26 protein-coding genes and 1 tRNA gene are annotated in these 25147 nt (G+C 55.6%); 15 read left to right on the top strand and 12 right to left on the bottom strand.

Annotated features, from left to right (window positions below):
• Positions 1 to 68 precede the first annotated feature (68 nt).
• From OS189_RS02000 to OS189_RS01990, 3 genes are all read right to left on the bottom strand, one after another.
• Positions 69 to 428: a RidA family protein gene (locus OS189_RS02000; RefSeq protein ID WP_267165602.1), complete on the bottom strand. Its 360-nt coding sequence runs from the start codon at positions 426 to 428 to the stop codon at positions 69 to 71.
• Positions 429 to 500: 72 nt separating this feature from the next.
• Positions 501 to 1772 carry an ATP-dependent Clp protease ATP-binding subunit ClpX gene (clpX, locus tag OS189_RS01995; RefSeq protein WP_267165601.1) on the bottom strand — a complete coding sequence of 424 codons (1272 nt, stop codon included), beginning with the start codon at positions 1770 to 1772 and terminating at the stop codon, positions 501 to 503.
• A 133-nt stretch (positions 1773 to 1905) separates the two neighbouring features.
• Positions 1906 to 2550 carry an ATP-dependent Clp protease proteolytic subunit gene (locus tag OS189_RS01990; RefSeq protein WP_267165600.1) on the bottom strand — a complete coding sequence of 215 codons (645 nt, stop codon included), beginning with the start codon at positions 2548 to 2550 and terminating at the stop codon, positions 1906 to 1908.
• A gap of 147 nt (positions 2551 to 2697) precedes the next feature.
• Here OS189_RS01990 and OS189_RS01985 point away from each other — a divergent pair, with 147 nt between their 5' ends.
• Positions 2698 to 3891, top strand: a complete 1194-nt coding sequence (locus OS189_RS01985; protein WP_267165599.1) for an FAD-binding domain-containing protein — start codon at positions 2698 to 2700, stop codon at positions 3889 to 3891.
• Here the strand turns inward: OS189_RS01985 and OS189_RS01980 are convergent, their stop codons facing one another.
• Positions 3892 to 4791, bottom strand: a complete 900-nt coding sequence (locus tag OS189_RS01980) for a zinc ABC transporter substrate-binding protein (RefSeq protein WP_267165598.1) — start codon at positions 4789 to 4791, stop codon at positions 3892 to 3894.
• A 140-nt stretch (positions 4792 to 4931) separates the two neighbouring features.
• On the opposite strand from OS189_RS01980, the gene OS189_RS01975 reads away from it, so the two are divergent.
• Genes OS189_RS01975 through OS189_RS01965 form a run of 3 tightly spaced genes read left to right on the top strand, consistent with a single transcriptional unit; the run spans position 4932 to position 6915 of the window.
• Positions 4932 to 5369 (top strand): Fur family transcriptional regulator, encoded by a 438-nt coding sequence (locus OS189_RS01975; protein ID WP_267165597.1) that lies wholly within the window; start codon positions 4932 to 4934, stop codon positions 5367 to 5369.
• Positions 5369 to 6115, top strand: a complete 747-nt coding sequence (locus OS189_RS01970; protein WP_267166051.1) for a metal ABC transporter ATP-binding protein — start codon at positions 5369 to 5371, stop codon at positions 6113 to 6115. Before OS189_RS01975 ends, OS189_RS01970 begins: the two co-directional genes overlap by 1 nt.
• A complete protein-coding gene (locus tag OS189_RS01965; RefSeq protein ID WP_267165596.1) occupies positions 6115 to 6915 on the top strand; it encodes a metal ABC transporter permease in 801 nt (266 codons plus the stop codon). The genes OS189_RS01970 and OS189_RS01965 overlap by 1 nt, the downstream gene beginning before the upstream one ends.
• A gap of 140 nt (positions 6916 to 7055) precedes the next feature.
• Here the strand turns inward: OS189_RS01965 and kynU are convergent, their stop codons facing one another.
• The 3 genes from kynU to OS189_RS01950 all read right to left on the bottom strand — a co-directional run bounded on the left by kynU (position 7056) and on the right by OS189_RS01950 (position 10032).
• Positions 7056 to 8246 (bottom strand): kynureninase, encoded by a 1191-nt coding sequence (kynU, locus tag OS189_RS01960; RefSeq protein ID WP_267165595.1) that lies wholly within the window; start codon positions 8244 to 8246, stop codon positions 7056 to 7058.
• Positions 8247 to 9074 carry a tryptophan 2,3-dioxygenase gene (locus tag OS189_RS01955; protein WP_267165594.1) on the bottom strand — a complete coding sequence of 276 codons (828 nt, stop codon included), beginning with the start codon at positions 9072 to 9074 and terminating at the stop codon, positions 8247 to 8249.
• Positions 9075 to 9156: 82 nt separating this feature from the next.
• Complete coding sequence (locus tag OS189_RS01950; RefSeq protein WP_267165593.1) at positions 9157 to 10032, bottom strand: hypothetical protein; 876 nt, start codon at positions 10030 to 10032, stop codon at positions 9157 to 9159.
• A gap of 121 nt (positions 10033 to 10153) precedes the next feature.
• Between OS189_RS01950 and OS189_RS01945 the strand changes: the two genes are divergently transcribed.
• From OS189_RS01945 to OS189_RS18680, 4 genes are all read left to right on the top strand, one after another.
• Positions 10154 to 10229, top strand: a tRNA-Thr gene (locus OS189_RS01945).
• Positions 10230 to 10379: 150 nt separating this feature from the next.
• A complete protein-coding gene (locus OS189_RS01940) occupies positions 10380 to 11192 on the top strand; it encodes a tyrosine-type recombinase/integrase (RefSeq protein ID WP_267165592.1) in 813 nt (270 codons plus the stop codon).
• A 180-nt stretch (positions 11193 to 11372) separates the two neighbouring features.
• Entirely contained in the window at positions 11373 to 11966 is a 594-nt protein-coding gene (locus tag OS189_RS01935; protein WP_267165591.1) for a site-specific integrase, read from the top strand.
• Positions 11967 to 12058: 92 nt separating this feature from the next.
• Positions 12059 to 12391 carry a type I restriction-modification system subunit M N-terminal domain-containing protein gene (locus OS189_RS18680; RefSeq protein ID WP_416237435.1) on the top strand — a complete coding sequence of 111 codons (333 nt, stop codon included), beginning with the start codon at positions 12059 to 12061 and terminating at the stop codon, positions 12389 to 12391.
• On the opposite strand, the gene OS189_RS01930 is transcribed toward OS189_RS18680, so the two are convergent.
• Entirely contained in the window at positions 12291 to 13511 is a 1221-nt protein-coding gene (locus OS189_RS01930) for a hypothetical protein (RefSeq protein ID WP_267165590.1), read from the bottom strand. The two genes, OS189_RS18680 and OS189_RS01930, sit on opposite strands and share 101 nt — an antisense overlap.
• Positions 13512 to 14394: 883 nt before the next feature.
• Here OS189_RS01930 and OS189_RS01925 point away from each other — a divergent pair.
• A complete protein-coding gene (locus tag OS189_RS01925) occupies positions 14395 to 15072 on the top strand; it encodes a VPLPA-CTERM sorting domain-containing protein (RefSeq protein WP_267165589.1) in 678 nt (225 codons plus the stop codon).
• Between the two features lie 883 nt (positions 15073 to 15955).
• Here OS189_RS01925 and OS189_RS01920 read toward each other — a convergent pair.
• The 3 genes from OS189_RS01920 to OS189_RS01910 all read right to left on the bottom strand — a co-directional run bounded on the left by OS189_RS01920 (position 15956) and on the right by OS189_RS01910 (position 18177).
• Positions 15956 to 17287, bottom strand: a complete 1332-nt coding sequence (locus OS189_RS01920; protein ID WP_267165588.1) for a tetratricopeptide repeat protein — start codon at positions 17285 to 17287, stop codon at positions 15956 to 15958.
• 43 nt (positions 17288 to 17330) lie between these two features.
• Positions 17331 to 17483 carry a hypothetical protein gene (locus OS189_RS01915; protein WP_267165587.1) on the bottom strand — a complete coding sequence of 51 codons (153 nt, stop codon included), beginning with the start codon at positions 17481 to 17483 and terminating at the stop codon, positions 17331 to 17333.
• A gap of 88 nt (positions 17484 to 17571) precedes the next feature.
• Entirely contained in the window at positions 17572 to 18177 is a 606-nt protein-coding gene (locus tag OS189_RS01910; protein WP_267165586.1) for a LuxR C-terminal-related transcriptional regulator, read from the bottom strand.
• Between the two features lie 98 nt (positions 18178 to 18275).
• Here OS189_RS01910 and OS189_RS01905 point away from each other — a divergent pair, with 98 nt between their 5' ends.
• The 6 genes from OS189_RS01905 to trhA all read left to right on the top strand — a co-directional run bounded on the left by OS189_RS01905 (position 18276) and on the right by trhA (position 23808).
• On the top strand, positions 18276 to 19475 hold the full coding sequence (locus OS189_RS01905; protein ID WP_267165585.1) for a substrate-binding domain-containing protein: 1200 nt from the start codon (positions 18276 to 18278) through the stop codon (positions 19473 to 19475).
• A 62-nt stretch (positions 19476 to 19537) separates the two neighbouring features.
• Positions 19538 to 20305: an ABC transporter ATP-binding protein gene (locus OS189_RS01900; protein WP_267165584.1), complete on the top strand. Its 768-nt coding sequence runs from the start codon at positions 19538 to 19540 to the stop codon at positions 20303 to 20305.
• Positions 20302 to 21006 (top strand): ABC transporter ATP-binding protein, encoded by a 705-nt coding sequence (locus OS189_RS01895; RefSeq protein WP_267165583.1) that lies wholly within the window; start codon positions 20302 to 20304, stop codon positions 21004 to 21006. The genes OS189_RS01900 and OS189_RS01895 overlap by 4 nt, the downstream gene beginning before the upstream one ends.
• A gap of 8 nt (positions 21007 to 21014) precedes the next feature.
• Positions 21015 to 22007, top strand: coding sequence for a branched-chain amino acid ABC transporter permease (locus OS189_RS01890; RefSeq protein ID WP_267165582.1), 993 nt, complete (start codon positions 21015 to 21017; stop codon positions 22005 to 22007).
• 1 nt (position 22008) lies between these two features.
• The gene (locus OS189_RS01885; protein ID WP_416237434.1) at positions 22009 to 23085 is read left to right on the top strand and encodes a branched-chain amino acid ABC transporter permease; all 1077 of its coding nucleotides are present in this window, start codon (positions 22009 to 22011) and stop codon (positions 23083 to 23085) included.
• 84 nt (positions 23086 to 23169) lie between these two features.
• Positions 23170 to 23808: a PAQR family membrane homeostasis protein TrhA gene (gene trhA / locus OS189_RS01880; RefSeq protein ID WP_267165581.1), complete on the top strand. Its 639-nt coding sequence runs from the start codon at positions 23170 to 23172 to the stop codon at positions 23806 to 23808.
• Between the two features lie 845 nt (positions 23809 to 24653).
• Here the strand turns inward: trhA and OS189_RS01875 are convergent.
• Positions 24654 to 24941 carry a hypothetical protein gene (locus OS189_RS01875; RefSeq protein ID WP_267165580.1) on the bottom strand — a complete coding sequence of 96 codons (288 nt, stop codon included), beginning with the start codon at positions 24939 to 24941 and terminating at the stop codon, positions 24654 to 24656.
• Positions 24942 to 25147 lie beyond the last annotated feature (206 nt).

The raw sequence follows: 25147 nt of genomic DNA, 5'->3' as shown, positions 1-25147 counted from the left end.
CTTATGGTCAAAAAAACGCCAAAGGTCCAGCGGTCCTGTTACCACAACTGTTTATCTGCCCCTGCGCATCAGCCAGTTGGCGCGAGCGCCGTCACTTCGATCTCGATCCGGAATTTCGGGTCGATCAGTCCACATTCGATCATCGTCGCAGCGGGCGGATTTTCGCCAAATGCCTCTGCTAGAACGGGCCAGCACGGTTCAAATTCTGCACGGTCAGCCAGCATGTAGGTCACGCGCACCACATCTTTAAAACCTGCCCCTGCTTCCTCCAGCGCGTTGCTGATAATACGCAGCGCATCGCGGCATTGCGCAACCACGTCGGTGCCCTGACCACAGGTGCCCGCCACATGCACAAAACCACCAGCAACAACAGCGCGACAATAACCGATCTTCGCTTCGAACTCCCCGCCGGATGAAATACGCATCATAACAAGTTCCTTCATAACAAAAGAAAAGGGCAGACCAACTGGCCCGCCCTTTTGGACAAATCTATCCGTATGTTAGCCTGCAGAAGCCGGCTCTTTCTCTTTTTCTGCGTCGGCGTGGATCATCAATGGCTTGGCATCGGATGTCACCGCCTCTTCGTTCACGACCACCTCCGTCACCGTGTCCAGACCGGGCAGATCGAACATTGTATCCAGCAGGATATCTTCAAGTATAGAGCGCAGCCCGCGCGCGCCGGTCTTGCGCTGGATGGCGCGTTTGGCAATCGCCACAAGCGCGTCATCGGTAAACGTAAGCTGCGTATCCTCAAGCTCGAACAGGCGCTGGTACTGTTTGACCAAAGCGTTTTTGGGCTGGGTAAGGATTGTAACCAGCGCATCTTCGTCAAGGTCTTCGAGGGTCGCCAAAACAGGCAGACGGCCCACGAATTCGGGAATCAATCCGAATTTCAGCAGATCCTCAGGCTCCAGATCGGTAAAAATCTCGCCGATGCCGCGTGCATCCTGATCACGGACATCCGCGCCAAAGCCCATCGCCGAACCCTTACCGCGCGCCGCGATGATTTTGTCCAGACCCGCAAACGCACCACCACAGATGAACAGGATGTTCGTGGTATCCACTTGCAGAAACTCCTGCTGCGGATGCTTGCGCCCGCCCTGTGGCGGTACAGAGGCAACAGTGCCTTCCATCAGCTTGAGCAACGCCTGCTGCACGCCCTCACCCGATACGTCACGCGTGATCGAAGGGTTCTCCGATTTGCGGGTGATTTTATCAACTTCGTCAATGTAGACGATCCCGCGCTGTGCGCGTTCGACGTTGTACTCGGACGCCTGAAGCAGTTTGAGAATGATGTTTTCGACATCTTCCCCAACATATCCCGCTTCGGTCAGTGTGGTTGCATCAGCCATGGTGAACGGCACATCCAGAATCCGTGCCAGCGTTTGTGCCAGCAACGTCTTGCCGCAGCCCGTGGGGCCCATCAGCAGGATGTTGGATTTTGCCAGTTCGATGTCGCCGCCCTTTTGGGCGTGATTAAGACGTTTGTAGTGGTTGTGAACCGCAACAGACAGCACACGTTTCGCCATTGCCTGACCGATCACATAATCGTCCAGAACATCGCAGATGTCTTTTGGTGTCGGCACGCCGTCAGTGGCCTTAAGGCCCGATGCCTTTGTCTCTTCGCGGATAATATCCATGCAAAGTTCAACACACTCGTCACAGATGAACACGGTTGGTCCAGCAATCAGCTTACGCACCTCATGCTGGCTTTTCCCGCAAAAACTGCAGTAGAGGGTGTTTTTGCTGTCGCCGGTGGTTGAATTGGCCATGTGAGCCCTTTCAGATCTAGAGCGTAGGTTTGGCCGCCTACAAACAGGCAGCACGAAATTGTATTTGCCGGTAAGTCTAAGTCACGCTCCGCGGTCCTGCAATCGCGAAAAGCGCGCAGCGTGACGTTGTGTCTTACTTGCCCTTCTTGGGCGCGTCCTTGTCGTCCTGTTTGCCACGATTTTCAACGATCTCGTCGATCAAACCCCAGTCTTTGGCTTCTTCGGGCGACATGAAGTTGTCGCGCTCCAGCGCCGCCTCTACGTCTTTGAGGGAGTTTCCGGTGTGTTTGACGTAAATTTCGTTCAGGCGTGTTTTTAGCTTCTGGGTTTCCTGCGCGTGGATCATGATATCCGTGGCCTGCCCCTGATATCCGCCAGAAGGCTGGTGCACCATCACCCGCGAGTTGGGCAGAGAAAAGCGCATCCCATGTTCACCCGCCGTCAGCAACAGCGAGCCCATAGAGGCCGCCTGCCCGATCACCAGCGTGGAAACCTTGGGGCGGATGTATTGCATGGTATCGTAAATCGACAGACCGGACGTCACCACGCCGCCGGGGCTGTTGATGTACATCGAGATTTCCTTGGACGGGTTTTCCGACTCAAGGTGCAACAACTGGGCCACGATCAGCTGTGACATGCCATCATGCACCGGGCCGTTTACGAAAATAATACGTTCCTTCAGAAGACGCGAGAAGATGTCATAGGCGCGTTCGCCACGGCTTGTCTGCTCCACAACCATGGGAACAAGGTTCATATACGTCTCGACGGGATCTTGCATGTGCTCTGCCTTTAATGGGGATGCGCGGGACAATACCCGCACAAGTGTTTACACAAGATTAGTCGCGTGACTGGGGAGCTTCAAGGGGGGCTGACAGCCGATCTGCCCCAAGTTGAACAGCGTCCGCCCTGCCCTAGTTTGCACGGGATGAATAGATCCTCCTTAATCTTCCCGCCCAACGCCATGTTTGCAACCGCCCGTTTGGCCGATTTCGCGCCAGATGCAGTCTCAAATTATACCCGTCTGCGCAATTACGATCTTGGCAGCGGCGCGCATAATCATGTTTCCCGGTTGTCGCCCTATCTGCGGATGAAGATCCTGGACGAGGCCGATGTCTCCCGCGCGGTTCTGGCGCAGAATGATGCGCGCAGCGCCGACAAGTTTCTGGCAGAGGTCTGGTGGCGTACCTATTGGAAAGGCTGGATGGAGCAGCGGCCTGCGGTGTGGGCACAGTACCGCGCCGATCTCACGCGTCTGCACAACGCGGTGCAAACACAATCAGGCCTGCGCCAAAAATGGGAAGCCGCCTGTCTGGGCGATACCGGTATTGCTCCCTTTGATCACTGGGCAAATGAACTGGTAGAAACCGGATATCTGCATAACCACGCGCGCATGTGGTTCGCATCAATCTGGATTTTTACATTGAAACTGCCGTGGCAATTGGGCGCGGATTTCTTTTTGCGTCATCTGCTGGACGGTGATGCCGCTGTAAATACGCTTAGCTGGCGGTGGGTGGCGGGGATACAGACACAGGGCAAAACCTACCTTGCCGATCCGTCAAACATCGAAAAATTCACGGACGGCAGATTTACAGATGTGCGGGGGCTGGCCACCCGCGCTGATCCGCTCGATGCGCCCCCTTTGCCCGAACGCCAGCCCGTTCCCGCGATCGCGCCCTATTCAGGCGCGCCCGATGCGCGTGTCGGGCTTTTGCTGCACTCCGATGATCTGGGCGCGCCTTTCCTGGCAAAAATGAAAATCACGCCCGTCTCCACCGCGTATCTCTCAACCGAAGCAGCACAAAGCCCGTGGAATATGGCCGCCAAGGTCACCGCGTTCCGCCGCGACCTTGCGCGCGATATCGCGCCGATGGCGCATTTTACCGACACACCCGAGGGTGTGATTGACTGGGCGCGCGACAATGCGCTTGACCAAATCATCACACCCTATGCCCCTGTAGGGACAACGCCGGCAGCTTTGGCGCACCTGCGCGGGTCCGATAGTGCGCCGCTCACGCAGATCAGGCGCGACATCGACACAGCCGCATGGCCCCACGCCACTGCCGGTTTCTTCAAGTTTCGCAAACACATCCCCGATCTGCTGGATCGATTTGCACGCTGATCAGCGCGTCCCTTTTGCCAAACACGACACCATGTCATCGGCGAAACGGCGCATCAGCGTGGCGTACGACATTTCGCCATCCCCCATCGGGTCCAACACGGCTATATGCGTCCCTTGCTCTGCCAGCGCTGTACGCAGCAGCGCGTCATTTTCCTGCGGCGCGGTGAAGGCACAAACGACGGGATGCTCGGCCAGATCATCGCGCAATGCTTTCAGGCGCGCGGGGCCCGGGCTACTCCCGTCAGCGGGGATGATGGACGCCTGCGCTTCGATATCGAATGCCGCTTCGAAATAGTGAAAACTGTCATGTAACACAATGAACGGGGTTTCGCGGTAAGGGAGGAAAAGCGCGTCGAGTTCGCGCACCAGCGCGGCAAGCTCGCCGCGCAAGGTCTGCCAGTTTGCAGCATAAATCTGTGCATTTTCCGGATCGATCTGCGCCAGCTTTTCCGCCACAGCTTCGGCCCAGACAGCGGCGTTTAGGGGTGACAGCCAGCCATGCGGATCAGTATCGCCTTCATGTTCATGGCTGTGCGAATGATCATGCGCGTCTGTATCAGCCTCGCGCAGAGGAAGTTTATGAGTCAGCGGCAATGACATCAGCGTCATACGCCCGGCATCTCCCGCCAGACTGTCCAGCGGCTCTTCGAGCCAGTGGGTCAGCGCGGGACCAACCCAGATTACCAGATCGGCGTTGCGCAAAGCGCGCGCTTCTGACGGGCGCATGGCGTAATCGTGCGGTGACGACCCTGTCGGAATTATCTGCGCAGGCTCCCCCACACCTTCCATGATCTGCGCAACCAACGCGCGTATCGGGGCGATATCTACAACTACTTCGGGGGCTGCACGCGCGGCAGCGGGGGATGACAAAAGTAGCAGGATGGCAAACAGGCGGCGCATAAAATAAATCCCTTCAGGCTCTGATGCGGCTCTTGCTAGACCGGATGTTATAACATATCAATACGAAAAATTCGCCAAAGCAAAGGTTCTGCACCATGTCCGGCCCTATCGGCTTTCAATGCCAAAATCACAGCGTTTGCATGTCCACGATGTTGGCACAGGCACAGGACCATTGCACGGCGCTTGGTCTGCGCCTGACACCTGTGCGCCGCCGCACGCTTGAAATACTGCTGGCAGAGCATCGCGCGTTGGGGGCGTATGACGTGCTGAAACATCTTGCTGCCGAAGGGTTGGGCACGCAGCCCCCCGTTGCCTACCGCGCGCTAGATTTTCTGGTGAAGGCCGGGTTTGCCCACAAGATCGAAGCCCTGAACGCCTACACGGCCTGTGTGCATCCCGGACAGGATCACGCGCCGGCTTTTCTGATCTGCCGCAACTGCCAGAGCGTGGCAGAGGCCGACACGGCACCGGCAAAGGGCCGTTTGGGGGATGCTGCCCGCGCTGCGGGATTCGTGATTGAGCGCACGGTTGTCGAGGCCACCGGGCTATGCCCCGACTGCGTGGGCGAGGCCGCCTGATGGCGTTGATCGAAACCCGCAATCTGGAGCTGGCGTACGGCGGGCGCACTGTGCTACGCGATGTGAATATTTCTATATCGCGCGGTGAAATCGTAACGATTGTGGGGCCGAACGGATCCGGCAAATCGTCCCTGTTACGCGCGTTGATCGGGGCAATCCGGCCTGTCACGGGTCAGGTTATTCGCGCGGACGGTTTGCGTATCGGATATGTGCCGCAGGCGTTGGCGATCGATACCACCCTGCCCCTGACCGTGGCGCGATTTCTGAACCTTCCTGCGCGCGTGCCCGCCGACACGGCCCTTGGGGCGCTGAGTGATGCCGGTGTGCCGGAACTGGCGCAGCGGCAGCTGGGCGCGCTGTCTGGTGGACAGTTCCAGCGTGTTCTGCTGGCCCGTGCGCTGCTGCAATCGCCCGATATCCTGATCCTTGATGAAGCGACTCAAGGTCTTGACCAGCCCGGTGCGGCGCGATTTTACCAACAGATCGAAACCGTGCGCCAAACCCACGGCTGCGCTGTTCTGATGGTCAGCCACGATCTGCATGTCGTTATGGCCGCATCGGACCGCGTGCTGTGCCTGAACGGCCATGTCTGCTGCGAAGGCACGCCGCAGGTTGTGGCAGACGCGCCGGAGTATCGCGCCTTGTTCGGCACCGGCACACAAGGCGCGCTGGCGCTTTACCGCCATGACCACGACCATCACCACCACGATCATGATCACGACCACCCGCACGAGGATGCCCGATAATGCTGGACGATTTCATTATACGCGCGGCGCTCGCCGGGCTGGGTGTGGCGCTGGCTGCGGCCCCTCTGGGGTGTTTTGTGGTCTGGCGGCGGATGGCCTATTTCGGCGATGCAACCAGCCACGCTGCAATCCTTGGGGTAGCACTGGCGCTGGCCACCGACCTGCCGGTCTTTGCTGGCGTACTTGGCGTGGCACTGGCAATGGCGCTGGTCATCAGCACCCTCGCAGAACGTCAGGTCGGCACAGATGCCCTGCTGGGCGTTCTTGCACATGCGGCGCTGGCGCTGGGGCTTGTCGCGGTATCATTGATCGACGGTGTGCGCGTCAATCTGGAAAGCTATCTGTTCGGCGAAATCCTTGCTGTTACGGTGGCTGATCTGGTGGTGATCTGGACGGGGGCGGGATTGGTGCTGGCGCTGCTGGTCTGGCGCTGGCAGGCGCTGCTGACCTCCACACTGTCGCCCGACCTTGCCACTGCCAGCGGCATTGCACCAAAGCGTGAACAACTGATCCTGACGCTTGCATTGGCCATCACGGTTGCCGTTGCGATCAAGGTTGTGGGCGCGCTTTTGATTGCTGCGATGCTGGTGATCCCTGCCGCCACCGCGCGTCCGTTCTCGCGCACCCCCGAAGCAATGGCCGCCTATGCCGTGGCCGTGGGCAGCTTTGCCGCGTTGGGTGGTCTGGCCGGCGCGTTCACCTTTGACACCCCAGCCGGCCCAAGTATCGTGACCGCCGCCGCAATCCTATTCGCGCTGAGCGCTGTCGTCGCGCCGCTGCTGACACGTCAACCTCGCTAATTTGCAGGCACATATCGGTGATCAAATTCGTTTAAGATCACCCGATATACCATTGAATAAAAACAAGAAGATATCTGATCTTAACGATCCCCGATGCGTTAATCCAACAGATGAAAAACCTACGCTAAGTAATTGATAAATCAAGTAACCTTTGATCTCACCTTGTATTTATCCTGATCCCAAAGATTGTTGTTCATCACATCAGCGATAATCGCGACAGCCGCACTGATATCTCCACTATCCAGATACAGGGGCGTAAATCCAAATCGCATAATATCGGGCGCGCGGAAATCGCCGATGACGCCGCGCTCAATCACGGCCTGCATCGCGGCGTAGCCTTCGTGGAAACGGAAAGACACTTGCGAGCCACGCACAGAACTGTCGCGGGGGCTTGCAAGGGTCAGCGCAGGTACATCCCGCTCGATCTCGGCGATGAATTGTTCTTGCAACTCAACAGAGGCGGCACGCAATTGCGCCATATCCACATCTGCCCAAAGGTCCATTGCGACTTCCAGCGCGGTCAACTGGATAACCGGCGGCGTGCCAACGCGCATCCGCTCGATCCCCTCGCCTGCCTTGTAATTCAGATCAAACGCAAAGGGCTGGCGATGACCCAACCAGCCGCTCAGCGCAGGCTGAATTGTATCAACCAGATCGGGACGCACATAGATAAACGCAGGCGCCCCCGGGCCCCCATTGAGATACTTGTAGGTACAGCCAATGGCGAATTCGCAATTCGATCCGGCCAGATCAACTTCGACAGCGCCCGCCGAATGCGCCAGATCCCACAGCATGACCGCACCTTTGGCGTGTGCAGCTTTGGTCAGCTCGTTCATATCGTGCATACGGCCCGTGCGGTAATCAACCTGCGTCAGCATCACCACGGCGATGCTTTCATCAATGGCATCCAGCACTTCTTCCGGCGCAACGGTGCGCAACTCGTACCCCTGCTCCAGCAGACCAACCAAACCTTCGGCCATATACAGATCGGACGGGAAATTGCCCGTATCGCTCAGAATAACACGGCGATCCGGCACCATTTTGACTGCGGCTGCCAGCGCCTGAAACACTTTGAGCGAGAGCGTATCACCCATCACAACCGATCCGGCCTCGGCGCCCACAATCCGCGCAACCTGTTGGCCTACGCGGCTGGGCTGATCCATCCAGCCCGCTGCGTTCCAGCCACGGATAAGCATTTCACCCCACTCGTCAGTCAGCATGCCCTGCACCCTTGCAGCTACTGCTTTTGGCATCGGGCCAAGGGAGTTACCATCGAGATAGATTACTCCCTCAGGGAGAACGAATGATTCTTTTCTCAATATGTCAGCCACTTACAACGCTCCTCTTACATTCCATAATTCGGGAAAAAGCTCGACCTCGAGCATCTTGCGCAAATATGCTACGCCCGCAGTACCTCCGGTACCCCGTTTGAATCCGATAATCCGCTCAACCGTTGTGACATGATTGAACCGCCAGCGCCGGAAATAATCCTCCAGATCAACCAGCTTTTCCGCAAGTTCATACAAATCCCAATGCGCGCGCGGGTCTTCATAGACGCGCTGCCACAAATCCTGCACGGCGGTGTCGGCCGTCCAGTCGCTCTGTCCGGGATCACCCGCCAGTGGCGCATGGCCAAACCGCGTGCACAGTAGTGAAATCGCCACCTGATACAGACTGGGCTGCGCCAGCTCCGCCTCCAACCGCGCAAAAGCAGCGGCGCGGTGTTTGTGCAGCTTCATAAGCGCCTGATTGCGATTACCCAGCAAAAATTCGATCAAACGGTACTGGTGTGACTGAAAGCCGGACGAATTACCAAGGCTGGGACGAAAGGCCGTGTATTCGCTGGGCGTCATCGTGCGCAGGACATCCCAAGCCGAGTTCAACTGTTCAAATATCCGCGCCACCCGCGTCAGCATCTTGAACGCGGTGGGCAATTCGCCCGACTGCATCGCGCGCCGCGCCGCCTCAAGCTCGTGAAGCGCCAGCCGCATCCACAATTCAGATGTCTGGTGCTGGATGATAAACAACATCTCGTCATGGGCATCCGACAGGGGATGTTGCGCGTTCAGGATCGGATCAAGGCCCAGATAATCCGTATAGGACATATCTTGCGAAAAATCCATTTTCGCGCCATCAGCGGCCTTTTCGAAATTGCTCATCCCTGCTCCTTATGCGGCACTGTGCCCAACGCCTAGCACGTCAAATCCACACAGAACAATGGCCCCCGAAAAGCGCGGGACATCAAGGCATCAGCACCCTCACACCTGACATCCGAGCGATTTCAGAAACGTCATCGTCATAGATTTCACTCATCTCGCTGACCAGTTCCTCGGTCCATCCGGGCATGTCGAGTTCCTCCTCAACTTCGCCCTCGAGCGCATATTTATCCAGAAACGCCGCGATTGCGCGGCGCTTTTGGTGTTCGGTCATGATCGGATGGTCTTTGAGGTAGGCACGAAACCGCTTCATGCCCTCTGCGCTCATGATCGAGCTGAGCAAATCAAACCCGCCAATAATCTTTTGGTCATCCGACAGCCCCGCCATCTGGCGGATAATATGCCCCCAGATCAGCGGTGTATCCTCGTTACACCAGACGGTGATCGGCACCTCGGGCGCTGCATCGCGGATCATGCCGATCGTGTGCGACCATTGAATATCACGCGGGTCGCGCCCCCCCCAGAATCTCTCGACCGACTGATCGCCCGATTTACTATGCAAGATTGGCAGCAATGTCGCGGGATTGCGAATCCCCATGAAGATTTCGATGTCGTCCTGGGCGAATATACGCGACATATTCAACATACGCTCTGCCGCGGCGGGGTATAGAACACCGTTTTGCACTGCCGTTTTCGGGGTCCGGAAGAAGTTGGCATCCGACAGGATCAACCTCTGCGCTTCAACATCGTCGAGCATCGCATCCAGCAGTACATCGCGCGCCATATCCGACGGCTCTGCGCGCACCATAGCATTGAGGGTTTCGCGCATGATACCGCGATATCTGCCGTGGCCGGGAACCATTGTCCCCTGCGCCGCAAGCTCGTCCGCGTTACGCAATAGGCACTTCATCAGCCGGTCTTCTTCCGTAAAATGCACACCTACATGTAAGACCAGTTTCATTCTTATCCGTCCATCTGTTTCCGTCTCCGTATAGCCGTCTGTAACTCTGCTGTAAAACCTGCAAAAGGATGATAAAATCCTCTTGCACGTTCGGATCATAGGCATTAGAGAACCGCCCAGTGCCCCTATAGCTCAGCTGGTAGAGCAATTGATTTGTAATCAATAGGTCCGCGGTTCGAGTCCGTGTGGGGGCACCATTTCATCATCCAGAATAGTCCAAAGACATCCGAAACACCCTGTGTTATATAGGTTTTATCGAGATCGTTCGTCCGATGCTGTTTTATAGCATCCAGCAACGTACCCCCTGTTTGGGGGTATTATTGGGGGTACGATGAAATCTGAAAAAGGTGCGTACCCCCACCATGCCGTTGAGCGACATAAAGATCAAAAATCTCAAAGCCGCCCAAAAGGCTTACAAGGTAAGCGACTTCGAAGGCCTGTTTATCTTGATCAAAGTTAGTGGCTCGAGGTCATGGCGCTTCAAATATCGAGTCGATGGCAAAGAAAAACTGCTCGTCATTGGCGATTATCCTGCTCACAGCTTGGCACAGGCCAGAAAAGCCCGCGACGCGGCGAAGGCTCTATTGGCGCAGGGCATCGATCCCAATGAAGCCAAACAAGAAGAAAGGCGCGTTAGAGAAGCGGCCAAGGGAGAGACTTTCAAGAAGTTGGGTCACGCATTTTTGGCAAAACAACGCAAAGAGGGGAAATCCAAAGCCACGTTGGACAAGACCGAATACCACCTCAAACTTGCCAACCAAGACTTTGGACACAAGCCGATCACAGAGATCACCGCGCCGCTTATTCTCAAAACGCTACGCAAGGTAGAAGCCAAGGGCAACTACGAGACCGCGCACCGTCTACGCGCCCGCATCGGCTCTGTCTTTCGCTATGCAGTCGCGAGTGGTGTTGCGGATGCTGACCCTACCTATGCTCTGCGAGACGCATTGATCCGCCCTACCCGCCTGCATCGCGCAGCAATCACAGACCCAAAGGCACTGGGCCAGCTCATGCGCAAAGTTGCACAGTTCGACGGTCAAGCCTCAACTCGCATCGGATTGCAGTTACTTGCCATGCTCGCCCAGCGCCCGGGCGAAATCAGAAACGCCAAGCGGGCCGAGTTCGACTTTACAAACAAGATTTGGGCCATCCCAGCTTGAAAAATGAAGATGCGGCGTGATCACCTCGTTCCCCTAGCCGAGCAGAGTGGATACAAGAGCCGCAACCGCCATTCTGATGCCGACTAGTTCAACATGGATGCCAAAGGTGCGCGCATTGCCAGCATAGTGCGCGACACCCCATCTCCTTCTATGCAAATGGCGCGACATGGGTGCTCAAACATGCCCGAAGCGACGGAGATCTATTGCCGCAACAAAGCGCTCTTCGCTTTACTAATGCTCACAGGCGCGCGCGATGGCGCGGTTGCCTCTCTCCGCCTCAAACACATTAACATAATCGACGGCTGCTTCTATCAGGATGCCCGTGACGTGAAGACCAAGAACTCCAAGACAATCGCAACGTACGTCCTGCCCGTTGATCCCAAATATCTCACCTGTTTCACTTTGTGGGTGGCCCACCTCAAAGACGCCGCACTCTTCGGGCCAGATGACGCGCTTTTCCCGCCTCCGATGCACAAGCCCATCGACGGAGAGGTCAAAGTCGTAGGATTGCGGCGTGAGACTTACCGAAACGCCAATGCTATTCGGGCAGCAATCAAAGACGCCTTCACGCGCGCCGACCTAACCCCCTTCACGCCCCACGCTTTCCGCAAAACTCTGGTGAAATGGACAGACACCGCCTACCTAACGCGCGAAGCATTCAAAGCCTTTTTCCAGAACATCGGGCATTCCAGCGTGATCACCACTGTCAGCGCCTATTGCCCCGTCTCAACTGAGCGGCAGGGCGAATTGATCAAGAAAGTTCAGCCCGCCTAGCGTTTTGCCAACCGCCCCGCCGCCTTACGCGGCAAATCGCTGAAAGAATAGCTTTCAAGTTTGAACAAACCTTCAAAACCCTCGACGGCATCATGTTTCAAAAATTCGACTGCAACTCGGTGTTGGATTATGCAGAGCAATCATCTTGGATGCTCTTCCTCAAATACCTCGATGAACTTGAGGAAGAGCGGCAGGCCAAAGCGCAGATGGAAGGTAAACCGTTCAACGCCCTGTCCTGCCTGAATACCCCTACACAGAATGGGCAGCGCCCAAGCTGGCGGGTGGCAAACCCGCCGCTGAATAAATGGCGTCAGCGCCTAAGGGTCAGACGAAGAGGAAATCATCCCCGTAGATGGTTTCGTACCCCATATCCTCCAGCGCGGCGATGTCCATATCAGACAACACATTGCCGTCCTTGTAGATAGATGTGGTCATAACGTCCTTTGTAAATGTCGCATGATCCCAATGCGCATCATCGCTCGACATTGGAACACCCAAATGTGAATAGGGGTCCGACGCGGCCAAACCCGAATAGCTGGTGTTGTACGCTTCGATAGCGTTCTCACCGGTAAACCGAGTAACGCCACCGATTTCCTTGGTCAGCCCCATTTCATCCCATGCGGTACCAAAGCCCAGTGCGTGGAAAATTTCGTGTACTATTACATCATCAAGGTTGCCGTCGGAGTAGCTTTTCGCAACATCGGCCTCATCCAGCTTGAAAAAACCCTCGTACGGAAGATCGCTGTCGGCGCGCTGATAAACAGTGTTTCCCATTGCGTAAGCGCCGCCTGCACCGTCGATTGATCCGACACCTGCCCATAGCTTGAAATCGTCAGTTCCGTTAACGTCAGGAAGATCGCCATAGATTATCGTTTCGATCTGATCGATAACCTCGTACAAAACCTGTTTGTACTCTTGTGTCCACGCACCATAAAACTCGACATCAATATTGAACTCGCCAGCCATTGGTTGAGGAGCAGGTTCGGGAGTTGGCTCCGGCTCTACGTCCGGGCTGGTTGCAATTGGCGTCGGGTCAGCCTCTGGCGTGGGTTCCGGAGTTGGCTCCGGCTCTACGTCCGGGCTGGTCGCAATTGGCGTCGGGTCGGCCTCTGGCGTGGGTTCCGAAGTTGGCTCCGGCTCCACGTCCGGGCTAGTCGCAATTGGCGTCGGGTCGGCCTCTTCCGTGGGTTCCGGTGTTGGCTCCGGCTCAGCATCTTTGTTTTTAGTGCGGCCTTTTCCGCCACCACCTGCATGGCTCGGTTTGGCGAAAGCGCCCTCCGTGTCATCAAAGCCCAGACCAGTGTCCTTATCTTCTTCTACAATTTTGTCTTCTCTGTCGCGCAAGGGCCGTGCACGGTCGCTCAAATCGACGCGTGCCATATTATCCGCCGACTGAAGCGCCGAGAATGCGTTGTAGTTGCTTTGGTTTGAAGTTGGCTTTCCGCTTTCGAAAAACGCATGGATGGAATCGGCGTCAAACTCAGGTGGCAAGATTTGAACACCCGCAGATTTTTGGGCGGCAAAGGCCGCTTTTGATTTTCTCATTCTACAGCTCACTCAATAGATCCAAGCCCCCACGGGCCTTCTTATTAATTTTTATTTTGTGAAAAGGACCAAAATAAGGCGCACGTAAGGACCAAAATAAGGCGCACTGTCAAGTTCGTCTTGCAGGAACCGGCGACTGGTGCGTGCCCTGCCCTTGGGTTCGGCTCAAACACACGAACCACGCTCAAGATTTCGCCAGTGTCTAGTATAGAGAATCGATGCATCACGGCCACTCGGATTTGGATTTCAGCCGTCCTGCGCTCTAGAGGACCGGCTGAGAGATGATACGCGGTCCGTGCGCGACCCGCTCACAGCAACCAGTGATCGCAAACGGCGGTGGTCTCGACAGTAGAACCCACAACGCTGTCCGCCATTCCGGCGGATTGGTCGACAGCTCAAACGCGATCGCGACGTCGGAGAACAGATCGGATCTGTCCGGGCGTCTCCCAAGCGGCGCAAGTCGAACATTCTCCTGATCCAACAGACTTAGAAGTGGCCAGCGACTCCTGACCGCGCCGTTATTTTGCGACCAGATCGTCTTGCGGCAGCGGGCGGCTTCAAGCTCGCTCAGCTTTCCATCCTGACGATATCAACCCATCAAATACCTGCGAATCTGTCGGGCAGCAGAACCGAAACAGGTCAACAGATGAACACAAATTTCCTTGTGAGCGCTAAAAATCAGTCCTGAACTGACATGTCTTTACTACCTTGAGGCGAACTATGGGGTCACGCCGCATGCCAAATCTACCTTAACGTGAATAACTACCATTCCGGCAACAATAAGTTGATTATGGGGCATCACTATGTAATTATAGGCTCAAGTACATTTGAGTTCGCTGCAATTTTTATGCAAAACTAAAATTTTATTCGAGAGGGTTTCGAAATGCTTGACCTGAAGAAGACAATTGCCGCCGGCTTATTTGCCTGCATCGCCATGACGGGCGCAGCAAGTGCGACCACGATACAGATTTTCAATGACACCGATATTACTGATCCAGCATCAACTGGCGTCGGCGGTGTAGAAGGAGCGTTGCGTGGCACGGTGACATGTTCGGAGGCATGTTCAGCGCTGTATTATACTGGCAATGCATTTGGGTTCGGCGATCCCGGTGAGATGTTTGATGGACCCAGTAATTCGGGCAGCGCAAGTGAAGCCGGATGGGTGAATTCTGTAATTCTGTCAATGACGGGCACTAGCCCGTTGTTCACTGGGGTTGACGTGGAATACGGCAAACAAGACAACGGCGATCCATTCACCACTGATGCGCTGTATGCGATCATGAAAATCGGTAATAGCCCTACCTACCTCATGATTCGAAACGATCACACCGGCGAGCAAGAATTTTCGTATGCTAAGGCTACTGGCGCAGAAGGCGGTTTGAGCCACTCGGTCGGATTAGGTACTATTACTCAAGTTTGTCTTCCATCACCGGCAAATAACTTCTGTAATTCCGGTCCTCCTGTTAGTGTAGTACCTCTGCCAGCAGGTCTTCCTTTGTTGCTGGGAGCGTTAGGCGCATTCGGCATTGTTTCACGCAGGAAATCGCGCAAGGCAACGTAAAGATCATGGCGATGGGGCACGGAACGGTTTCCTCATCGCCGTTAACTTTGATCGTGAGAGTTACACGATTTTACTTGGTGAAGACGCCCCCCCCGCGCACAGACATTCGAGAGGGGGAAGGAGCCTGAAGGTTTCAGATGAAATCATTCCTGGTGTTTCGTTGAGGACGCAGTTCCTTAACGTATTCGCAGTTTAACATCCGCTTCTGCCGCATAGCCCCTCCTTCAACCAGATCACTGCCAGTGCTTTGAGAAGTTGCCGCTATACGATACAATCGAAAACGCGGCGGCCGTCCCCTCCTCAGATATTGGAACCAAATATCCTCACTGAGGGAAGTATACGCAAAATTTTGAACACAAAATCACACTTCTCCTTTCTGCCATCCCGTTAAATATGCCCTTGGGTCCCCTTCTAATCCTTAATAGACGGGAAACTCCCAACCAACGATTGCTCACAAACCAGCTGCCGCCCCGGATCTGTTTCGATGTGACTTAGGGAATCAACCTCTCTTCCAGCAATAAACGGCCGTCGCGTCTCTATGACACTGATTTTCATTACGCCGCAAACTGCCCACGTTTGGTAGGATGAGGGGTGGCCTTGGCCCTCGCGCTGGGGTAATCGTTTTGTGGTCCCGCGTCGCCAAAGCCCCTTTTTCCCAACAAAACATACCAAGATCCGGACTCCGCGGCATTTGCGGATGGGCTTTCCGCAAAGTCTCGGCATGGCCATCCCCCAACGAATCCGCTTGGCCCGGATAAATGGCGGGTTGTTTAGGATATAGTCTGCCTCGGGCCGGTGGCCAGTTCGAGGTAATCCTTAACAAACGCGTCGGGATAGGGGAGCGACGAGTGCTTGATCACAAATTAATCCTTAAACTTGTTTTCTACATTCTCCCGAATGTTTCTCGGTATTGGTCCATAAGCTGTTGATAGAGGATCTGAAGGTCTTCGTCCTGATCTGCCAAACGGTTGAACAAGTCCTGTTCGGAAGTTGATATGGCTTTTCTGGTGATCTTCACGGTTCCTTCGCTTTCTTTCGCGGCCTTTCGCACGGGACCATTTCCGCCAAACGTATGTTGCGGGTCTGGTCGTGAAGTAAGAACGTCTTTGTCAAAAACGAGATCCAGTTCTTTGCACAGTATTTCAAGATGGTCTGCCTGGTCGGTGACAAAGCTGTCCCAGTGCATGAAGACACGACCTTCTTTAGGTGCATGTTCATTTAAGAAGCTGGAATAAGCGCGTTTATACACCGTCAGAAACGCATTTATACTGCCTTCTACCGTATCACTTTTGAGCCAGCGTTTTTGACGTTTGTAAAAGGAACAAAAGGCATTGTACGGCGTCTTGAAAAGGATCACCGCTTTGTACCTTTGCAGCGGGTCCACTACCCTTATTTCGGTCTTGTCAGCCGTGATGACTGTTTTGCACCCGATGTGTTTGCAAATCTTTAAAAGTCGGTTTGTCGGGTCTGCCTGAAGGGCTTTTCGGAACTCAAAGTCAAATACCTCACAGTTGCTACCGCAAGAACTGCATGGCACCAGGTCTTCGACCTTGCCGTTGTCAAAGTCGAACTCACCGCTTTCCCGTGCTGCGCGGCGATACTTTGTAATTGCGTGGCTTTCGCTTAGATTTTCACACCCGTCCAACGCTCCCAAGACGGAGCTGAGCATCGTACTGCCGCAGAACGAAATGCCCAGAATGGCGATAACATTGATATCGGATGCAGATGAATTTGACTCCGCTTCCAGTTCAGCTTGCAAACGCAAAGCTGATTTTCTGAACCTGTGCGCGGCTTCGGGGCTTGTTTGCAGGGCGCCCATCATCTCCGCATAAGCAAGACATTGGCTTGCATCATCCCGATGGAGTGCCGCGCGCGCCAGCACGGACAGCAGCGCCGGATTTCCCGCTGCCGGTTCGGCTGGCAAAATGGCTTCAACCTCACTTACCCGTCCTTGCCGCCCCAGTTGGACAGCCATTGATTTGCGTGCATTTATATCGTCCGGTTTCAAGGCAATTCTTTCGTGCAAAACCGAGATTGCCTTTGAAATCCGATTGTTGGCTGCAAGAATACGTGCGAAAATTACGCAATTAGGTGATGCCGCGATATCCTGAATGGTTGGATAATGCTGCGTTATCAACGCGACCGCCTTCGCGGGCTGATCGCAACCATGATAGCTTCGGATAAGCAGATCAACGATGGTTTGATTGTCAGGCAACTCGCCATAGGCTGCTGTCAGAAATGGTAGGGAAACGTCGAAATTACCGGTTTTGTAATCCTGCGCCCAAAGCCCCCTTGATCGCTGGAATACTTACTTTATTCATTGAAAGGACACGCTTCCAAACTTCAGAAGCTTCTTGCGGCCTGCCTTCCTTTGAAAGCAGGGATGCACGGTGCAATAGTTCTTTGTCCATATTGTAATCTGGTCCTCGTTCGGGCGACTTGTTCTTTGATGTCACGGGCATATCCGGCGTTCTGCCCTGACCGCTTTTATTGCCGGCATTACGGTTTATCCGCTGGTGATGCCAGATGTTCGCCGCCGATCCCACCGATGGAGTGGAACAGACCGCCGGTGTTATTCACCTTGAATTTCCGCAACAGTTTTGCACGGTAAACTTCAACGGTGCGGTGCGAGATGTCCAGTTGCAGGGCAATTTCCTTGCTGGTCAGACCTTCGCTGAGGTGGCTGAGGATTTCACGCTCGCGCCGTGTCAGCGGAGAGTATGGCCGCTCGGAAGAGAGATCGGCAAAGCTCCACACCGCGCGGGCCAGCGGCGTGTCAGGCGTAAACGAGTGGCCCCGCACACGACACCAGAACAAACTACCATCGCGCCGCGCCATGATCCGTTCGTCCCAGTAGGAATTGAATTCGCGCAATTTGCTGACCCCGCGGTCACGGATGTTTACGAATTCTGCGTCGGACGGGTACAGGATGGCAAAGGACTGTCCGCGCAAATCTGCCGGCGCATAGCCGAACATCTGCGCAAACGCCTTGTTACATTCGCAAATCACCCTGTTTTCCGTCACCACCAGACCGATTGGCGCATAAGCGAATGCCAGCTCGGCAAAGCGGCCTTCTTTGTAGCAGTCATCGATACGTATTTCCACGATCTTGCCCCGCGCTCTGATGTCCCGGATGATGGAGTATACGTAAACGATGGGAACCGGTGGCGCAACTGCCGGACCTGTTGATCTGGGAGGATAAAATGCAGACATTCACGCGGTTCGCCGCAACTATTGCAACATCGCTGGCCCTGTGCGGCGCGGCATGGGCGCAGGACCCGATCAAGATCGCATTGATCCACGGTTTGTCCGGCTCAAGCTTCGAAGCTTTCTCAAAACAGGCGCAGACGGGATTTGAACTGGGGCTGGAGTACGCGACCGATGGCACCAATGAGGTGAAGGGCCGCCCGATCGAAGTGATCATCAAGGACACGCAGTTCAAACCCGATGTCGCGCGCGCCGTACTGGCCGAAGCCTATGGCGATGACGAAGTGCTGCTGGCCGTCGGGGCCACATCATCCGGTGTGACCAAAGGTATGTTGCCCATCGCTGAAGAATACGAAAAAATCCTCATCGTAGAACCGGCTGTTGCCGACAGCCTGACCGGGCCGGACAGCAACCGCTATATCTTTAAAACGTCGCGCAACTCATCCATGGACATGCAGGCGCAGGCGCTTGCGCTGAAACCTGACGAGAACCTGTTTGTGGCGACACTGGCCGAGGATTATGCGTTTGGCCGTGATGGCATTACCGCGTTCAAGGATGCGCTGGATGGCAGTGGTGCCACTGTTGTCACCGAAGAGTACGTGCCCCAGGGCACCGCAGATTTCACTGCCGCAACCGAGCGTATGTTCAACGCCCTAAAGGACAAGGAAGGCCGCAAGGTCATTCTGGTCTATGTTGCCGGTGGCGGTGATGCACCGGGCAAGATTCAGGCGCTTGACCCTGATCGTTACGGCATCGAAATTTCGATGGGTGGTCATATCCTGCCCGTTCTGCCGACCTACAAGCGTTTCCCCGGCATGGAGGGCGCGGTCTATTACTACTACGAAGCCTATGACAATCCGGTCAACAACTGGCTGGTGAAAACCCATCAGGAGCGTTTCGACGGCCCGCCTGATTTCTTTACCGCAGGTGGTATGGCGGCTGCTCTGGCTGTGGTCAAAGCCCTCGAAACCGCAACCAGCTATGAGACTGAAGATCTGATCACCGCAATGGAAGGCATGTCATGGGAAACCCCGAAAGGCACAATGACATTCCGCCCCGAAGACCATCAGGCGCTGCAATCCATGGTCCACTTCAAAATCCGTGTTGATGATGATGTTGACTGGGCGATCCCCGATCTGGTGCGCATCATCGAAGCGGACGAGATGAATATCCCCGTTGGTCGTACAAACGATTAACCAACTGGTCCGGCCCGCCACACATGCGCGGGCCGGACACTTTAACGAATTGCAAAATCCCCATGCCCCAGCCCTCCCTCACCACCACTGATCTCACGATCCGCTTTGGCGGCCATGTTGCTGTCAACCGCGTCACCTGTGCCTTTCACCCCGGTGAGACGACAGTAATCGTCGGGCCGAACGGTGCTGGTAAAACAACTTATTTCAACCTGATTTCCGGCCAGTTGCCTGCCACTTCGGGCAAGGTACACAAGGGCAATACAGATATCACCAATCTGTCACCGTCATCGCGTGCACGCCACGGGATCGGGCGGGCGTTTCAATTGACCAACCTATTTCCGCAACTTTCGGTGCTTGAGAATATCCGCCTTGCGGTGCAGGCCCGTGCCGGTGCGGGATGGGGCCTGTTCCGCCCTGCAAACAGTCTGAGCGCCCTGAAAAACAGCGCCGAGAAATATCTGGAGGCCGCGCGGCTGAACGACAAGGCGCACATGCCTGCCTCTGCCCTGCCCCACGGCGATCAGCGCAAGCTGGAAGTGGCCCTGCTGATGGCGATGGAGCCCGACATTTATATGTTCGACGAACCCACTGCCGGTATGTCGCTGGATCAGGCCCCTGCCGTGCTGGACCTGATCGCGACAATCAAATCGGACCCGACAAAAACTGTTCTGCTGGTCGAACACAAGATGGACGTGGTGCGCGCATTGGCCGACCGGATCATTGTGCTGCACAACGGCGAATTGCTGGCAGACGGCGCACCCGATGAGGTAATGGCCAGCCAGATCGTGCGTGATGTCTATCTTGGCACCGCGACAGAGGAAACAGCATGACCCTGTTGTCCGTCCAAGACATGAAAACCGATATCGGCCAATATGCCGTGCTGCACGGGATCAGTTTTGATGTTCCCGAGGGCGGCGTGTTTGTGCTGTTGGGCCGTAATGGCGCGGGCAAAACCACCACGCTGCGTTCTATCATGGGGCTGTGGCAGCCCTCTCCGAACTCTGTCACATTTCAGGGAAGTAATATCGCAGGCATGGCCACTGCCGATATTGCGCGAAAAGGCATTGCCTACGTTCCTGAGAATATGGGGATCTTTGGCGGGCTGACAGTTGAGGAAAACCTGATCCTCGCCACTGCAAAGGGAAAGTTTGACCAGATCCGCCTGAAACGAATTTATGATCTGTTCCCCGCATTGGAAAAGTTCTGGTCAAAACAGGCGTGGAGCTTGTCTGGTGGTCAAAAACAGATGCTGGCTGTGGCACGCGCCATAATCGAGCAGCGTGACCTGATCCTGATCGACGAGCCGACCAAGGGCCTCGCCCCGTCAATTGTCGCCGCGATGAGCGAGGCCTTTCGCGAGATTTCGCAAACCACAACCATTCTGCTGGTCGAGCAGAATTTCAACTTTGCCCGTGGTCTTGGCCGCGATATGGCCGTGATCGAGGATGGCCGCGTGGTTCATCGCGGATCAATGGCCGATTTCGCCGCAAACAGCGATTTGCAAGGACAGCTTCTGGGGCTGTCCGCATGAGGAATTCCATGGATAAACTGTCAAACACACTAGGCCGGTTCGGCGGTGTGAACCTGCTGCCTGTTGCATTGGCCGCCATTGCATTTGTGCTGATCGGCGCGCCCTCGTCATGGGTCACGCTGACCATCGCGGGGCTGTCGATGGGGATGATGGTGTTTTTGATGGCATCAGGCCTCAGCCTTGTGTTCGGCCTGATGGATGTGATGAACTTCGGCCACTCCGCCTTTGTCAGCTTTGGCGCTTTTGTTGCGGCCAGTGTATTGGCGGCACTGGGCGGATGGCTTGATAGTGACAGCGTGCTGCTCGCCTCTGCCGCGCTGGGGCTTGCTCTGCTGGCGGCAATTGCCTTTGGTCTGGCGGCGGGGCTGTTCTTTGAAACCGTGATTATTCGCCCTGTGTACCGTGACCACCTGCGCCAAATTCTGATCACCATGGGCGCGCTGATCGTGTCCGAGCAGATCATTCTTGCGGTCTGGGGTGGCACCCCTGTCACTGTGCCGCGCCCGTCCTTTCTGGATGGTGCGTGGATCATCGGCGATGTCAGCATCGAAATTTACCGAATCTTCGCCTTCGGTGTCGGCGCGGTGGTCTTTGTCGGCCTGCTGGGCCTGCTGAACCGCACCCGTGTTGGCCTGCTGATCCGCGCGGGCGTGGAAAACCGTGAAATGGTCGAAAGCCTCGGCTTCAAGATCAACCGTCTGTTCATCGGTGTGTTCATGCTCGGCTCTGCGCTGGCGGCACTGGGCGGCGCGATGTGGGCGGGATACGAGACGTTGATCACCCCGGCACTGGGCGGCGAAATGATGATTGTGGTGTTCATCGTTGTGATCATCGGCGGCCTCGGCTCGATCGAGGGGACGCTGCTGGGCGCGATCATCGTGGGGCTGACAGCCAACTACATCGGCTACCTCGCACCAAAGCTGGCGCTGGCCTCGAACATGATCCTGATGATGGCAATTCTGATGTGGCGGCCCAGTGGCCTGCGTCCGGCGGTAAAATAATATGACACCGGTAAAGGATACCTACGGCGCGCTTGCCGTCAAAACCACAATGATGTTGATTGCGGCCCTGCTGTTGTTTGCGCCGTTCCTGTTTCAGGATGTGCGCGCGCTGGAAGTGGCGGCGCGCATCTGCATCTTTATCGTGCTGGTGGCGAGCTATGATCTGCTGATCGGGTACACGGGTATCGTCAGCTTTGCGCATACGATGTTTTTCGGTTTCGGCTCTTACGGGACAGCGATTGCGCTGAAACAGATGGGCCCGGGATGGGACGCTGTGGCGCTAGGCACGGTTGCAGGCGTTGGTGTATCGCTGGTGGTTGCCACGGTGATCGGCCTGGTCAGCCTGCGGGTGAAGGCGATCTTTTTTGCAATGATCACCCTCGCGGCGGCGTCTGTCGTGCTTGTGCTGGCGTCGCAGTTGTCGCAGTTGACGGGGGGCGAAGACGGGATCACCTACCGCGCGCCCGACCTGTTCAAAACAGCAACCAAGCTTATGGTCGATGAAAACGGCAAGGTTGTGCGCTGGTTCGGTGTAAAACTGAACGGCAAGCTGGCGGGCTATTACTTTGTCTTCTTCACGTCGCTGGTCTTGTTCCTGATCATGCTGCGCATCACTGTATCCCCCTTGGGTACGGTGCTAAAGGCGATCCGCGAAAACGAAGGCCGCGCAGAGGCGATTGGTTACCGTGTTGTCGCCTATCGCACGTTTGTGTTCTGCCTGTCGGCGGTTGCGGCATCGCTTGCCGGTTCGATTTATGCAGTATGGCTGAAATATACCGGTCCGGACACGGCGCTGTCGTTTGCCATTATGATCGACATTCTGCTGATGGTTGTGATCGGTGGCATGGGCACCATGTGGGGGGCGGTAATTGGTGCGGTGCTGATGGTAATGGCGCAGTATTATCTGCGCGATCTTATGGGCGCCGCATCAGAGGCGACTGCCGCTATCCCCCTCCTCCCCGAGCTTCTGGCGCCCGATCGCTGGCTGTTCTGGCTGGGCATTATCTTTATTCTGCTGGTCTATTTCTTTCCGCGTGGCATTGCAGGTACGCTGATGACCAAAGGCGCACGCGGCTGATCTGCCGCTGCGTCACCAGCGCGGCATCATGGACTTTGACAGGTTTCGCCACTAGGGCGGGATAAAGAACTGTCAGAGATTTCCATGATCGCAGCCACCTTTCCCAGTCCCGTCGCGCACCACAGACGCGCCGATCTATACGTGCATCTTATTGGCCTTGCGCTGATCATTGGTGCCGGTTTTGCGATCATCACCAAAGCCGCCGGCACGCTCGAAATGCCGCTGGTGCTGGCTGTGGCCGTCTATGTGATCTGCGCACTTGTCTCTAATCTGGCGTCGATTGCCTATCATTTCTCGACATGGCACACCTATCGCAAGCTGCTGCGCCGCATTGATCATGCCGCAATCTATCCCAGCATCGCAGGCACGTTCACGCCGTTTTTTGTGCAGGCAGATACCACTTGGACGCTGACATTGCTGGTCGTGTCATGGGCGCTGTCCGCTGTTGCGATCTGGAACAAAATCACCAACGAGACAATCAAATCACGCTGGTCTACAGCCTCTTATCTTGGCCTGGGCGCAATCGGTCTGTCCGCCCTGCCCGATCTGGGCGATGTCCCGATTGCCACTTTGTGGTGCATCCTTGCAGGGGCGCTCAGCTATGTGATTGGCACCGCGATTTACGCGCGCAAATCCATGCCGTTCAGGTATTCAATCTGGCATTTGTGCGTGAACCTGGGCGGTGTGTTCATGTTCGCCGGTATCTGGATGGCGCTGTTCTGATCCGGTTGCACCACCATCGCAAATGAAAAAGGCCCCCCTGAAACTGCATGGCGCATTCCGAGTGCCGGGACATAGAGAGGGTGCGGGTGCCTTTTCCTTTTCATCAGCGGGTCCAAGGCGCATCGCAGGCGTCCGCATCATCGGTGTCGTTGATCGACGCTTTGGAATTTGAACGGCCTCAAGCGAACCTGGAACACGCACCGAGGCGAATGCCATTTCAACATCTGAGGGTGCTTTGTCAGCAGGTCCTGGCCCGACATATTGCCGCGCCTCGAACCAGTTATAATTGAACCGATAGATGTTGAACATTGCGAGCAGGACCGCTGTGTTGAATACAGCGCCGTTTATATAGCTTGGGCCGTTTCTTGCGGATTTTCCGCCGGCCCGCTTGGTGAGGCTGACGCGTGTCCGCAGTGAGTTCACAAATGAAGAAACCGGCTGGATCGTTGTATGAAGCACGCGCCGTGCGAGCGCATTTCGTAGATCGGTATCCGTGACGTTTTGGTTGAACCCTACCGGCCGAAGTGCCTTGCAATTCTGATCCCTGATACGGAAAACCAACCACCTTCTCTGCTTCGCCAAAGTGCTGCACCGGTGATGCTGCCAAAAAACTTCGGGAACTGCGCAGACTTGAAGTTGGCAGTGGCAAAGGACAATGCATTTCCTTGTCGATCCTGTTTGACAGCGGGCTCTAAGTGTTTGGAACAGTAGCGGCGTAAAAGCTCGTATCTGGGATTTACCTTACCCGCTGAAACTATCTCCTGATTTACAAATGCCTCCTCATACTTCTTGATGCGGCTCTGGCTCTTCGGTGTGGATGTTTCCTTGTCGAAGGCAATCACCAATCACTCGAAAAAGTCGGCCTTAACCATATCGCGAAAGATGTGTGGCACGACGCAACCCATCGCGGCTTCGCGCTTACCGACGAGGGTGATTTTACTAATTGGAAACATTTCTTGTAAACGCGCGAGATGGGCGGTTTTCGTGTAGGTCAGCTTGACGATGATACCCTTCAAACTTCCCCGAAAGTCGCGATCGCCATCACCAAACCCGAAACATCCATTGCGATTTTTGTCAGGAAGCGCACATCGATCACGCGCATCTTCCCGCTTTCCTTGGGTATCTGGCGGCAATGCCAACCCCGCAGCGATAGCGTCTTCGTAGGCGCGCTAAATGCGGTCAGTGAAAACACGTCGACTTTCTTCTGCACTCGCAAAGAATGCAGCCTCATCGAACCGGTCAGGGGTATCAGTCGGCGATCCTGACGGCTTTCCCCCGTTTGATTGAAATGTGGACACCGTCGTGGGCGATACGCGTGTGACTGAAGCGTCCAGTATCG

It is taken from the genome of Sulfitobacter sp. F26169L, assembly GCF_026410285.1.
GTDB lineage: Bacteria > Pseudomonadota > Alphaproteobacteria > Rhodobacterales > Rhodobacteraceae > Sulfitobacter.
This window is presented reverse-complemented; position numbering and strand designations above follow the sequence as displayed.

What these genes read in the sequence shown, in the direction of transcription:
- OS189_RS01990 (WP_267165600.1), bottom strand. Translation starts at nt 2,550, where the DNA reads ATGCAAGATCCCGTCGAGACGTATATGAACCTTGTTCCCATGGTTGTG.
- OS189_RS01955 (WP_267165594.1), bottom strand. Translation starts at nt 9,074, where the DNA reads ATGAGCAATTTCGAAAAGGCCGCTGATGGCGCGAAAATGGATTTTTCG.
- OS189_RS18680 (WP_416237435.1), top strand. Translation starts at nt 12,059, where the DNA reads ATGTTTCAAAAATTCGACTGCAACTCGGTGTTGGATTATGCAGAGCAA.
- trhA (WP_267165581.1), top strand. Translation starts at nt 23,170, where the DNA reads ATGATCGCAGCCACCTTTCCCAGTCCCGTCGCGCACCACAGACGCGCC.
- OS189_RS01890 (WP_267165582.1), top strand. Translation starts at nt 21,015, where the DNA reads ATGGATAAACTGTCAAACACACTAGGCCGGTTCGGCGGTGTGAACCTG.
- OS189_RS01970 (WP_267166051.1), top strand. Translation starts at nt 5,369, where the DNA reads ATGGCGTTGATCGAAACCCGCAATCTGGAGCTGGCGTACGGCGGGCGC.
- OS189_RS01965 (WP_267165596.1), top strand. Translation starts at nt 6,115, where the DNA reads ATGCTGGACGATTTCATTATACGCGCGGCGCTCGCCGGGCTGGGTGTG.
- OS189_RS01930 (WP_267165590.1), bottom strand. Translation starts at nt 13,511, where the DNA reads ATGAGAAAATCAAAAGCGGCCTTTGCCGCCCAAAAATCTGCGGGTGTT.
- OS189_RS01975 (WP_267165597.1), top strand. Translation starts at nt 4,932, where the DNA reads ATGTCCACGATGTTGGCACAGGCACAGGACCATTGCACGGCGCTTGGT.
- OS189_RS01915 (WP_267165587.1), bottom strand. Translation starts at nt 17,483, where the DNA reads ATGGACAAAGAACTATTGCACCGTGCATCCCTGCTTTCAAAGGAAGGC.
- OS189_RS01925 (WP_267165589.1), top strand. Translation starts at nt 14,395, where the DNA reads ATGCTTGACCTGAAGAAGACAATTGCCGCCGGCTTATTTGCCTGCATC.
- OS189_RS01985 (WP_267165599.1), top strand. Translation starts at nt 2,698, where the DNA reads ATGAATAGATCCTCCTTAATCTTCCCGCCCAACGCCATGTTTGCAACC.
- OS189_RS01905 (WP_267165585.1), top strand. Translation starts at nt 18,276, where the DNA reads ATGCAGACATTCACGCGGTTCGCCGCAACTATTGCAACATCGCTGGCC.
- clpX (WP_267165601.1), bottom strand. Translation starts at nt 1,772, where the DNA reads ATGGCCAATTCAACCACCGGCGACAGCAAAAACACCCTCTACTGCAGT.
- OS189_RS02000 (WP_267165602.1), bottom strand. Translation starts at nt 428, where the DNA reads ATGATGCGTATTTCATCCGGCGGGGAGTTCGAAGCGAAGATCGGTTAT.
- OS189_RS01895 (WP_267165583.1), top strand. Translation starts at nt 20,302, where the DNA reads ATGACCCTGTTGTCCGTCCAAGACATGAAAACCGATATCGGCCAATAT.
- OS189_RS01950 (WP_267165593.1), bottom strand. Translation starts at nt 10,032, where the DNA reads ATGAAACTGGTCTTACATGTAGGTGTGCATTTTACGGAAGAAGACCGG.
- OS189_RS01900 (WP_267165584.1), top strand. Translation starts at nt 19,538, where the DNA reads ATGCCCCAGCCCTCCCTCACCACCACTGATCTCACGATCCGCTTTGGC.
- OS189_RS01980 (WP_267165598.1), bottom strand. Translation starts at nt 4,791, where the DNA reads ATGCGCCGCCTGTTTGCCATCCTGCTACTTTTGTCATCCCCCGCTGCC.
- OS189_RS01935 (WP_267165591.1), top strand. Translation starts at nt 11,373, where the DNA reads ATGCCCGAAGCGACGGAGATCTATTGCCGCAACAAAGCGCTCTTCGCT.
- OS189_RS01885 (WP_416237434.1), top strand. Translation starts at nt 22,009, where the DNA reads ATGACACCGGTAAAGGATACCTACGGCGCGCTTGCCGTCAAAACCACA.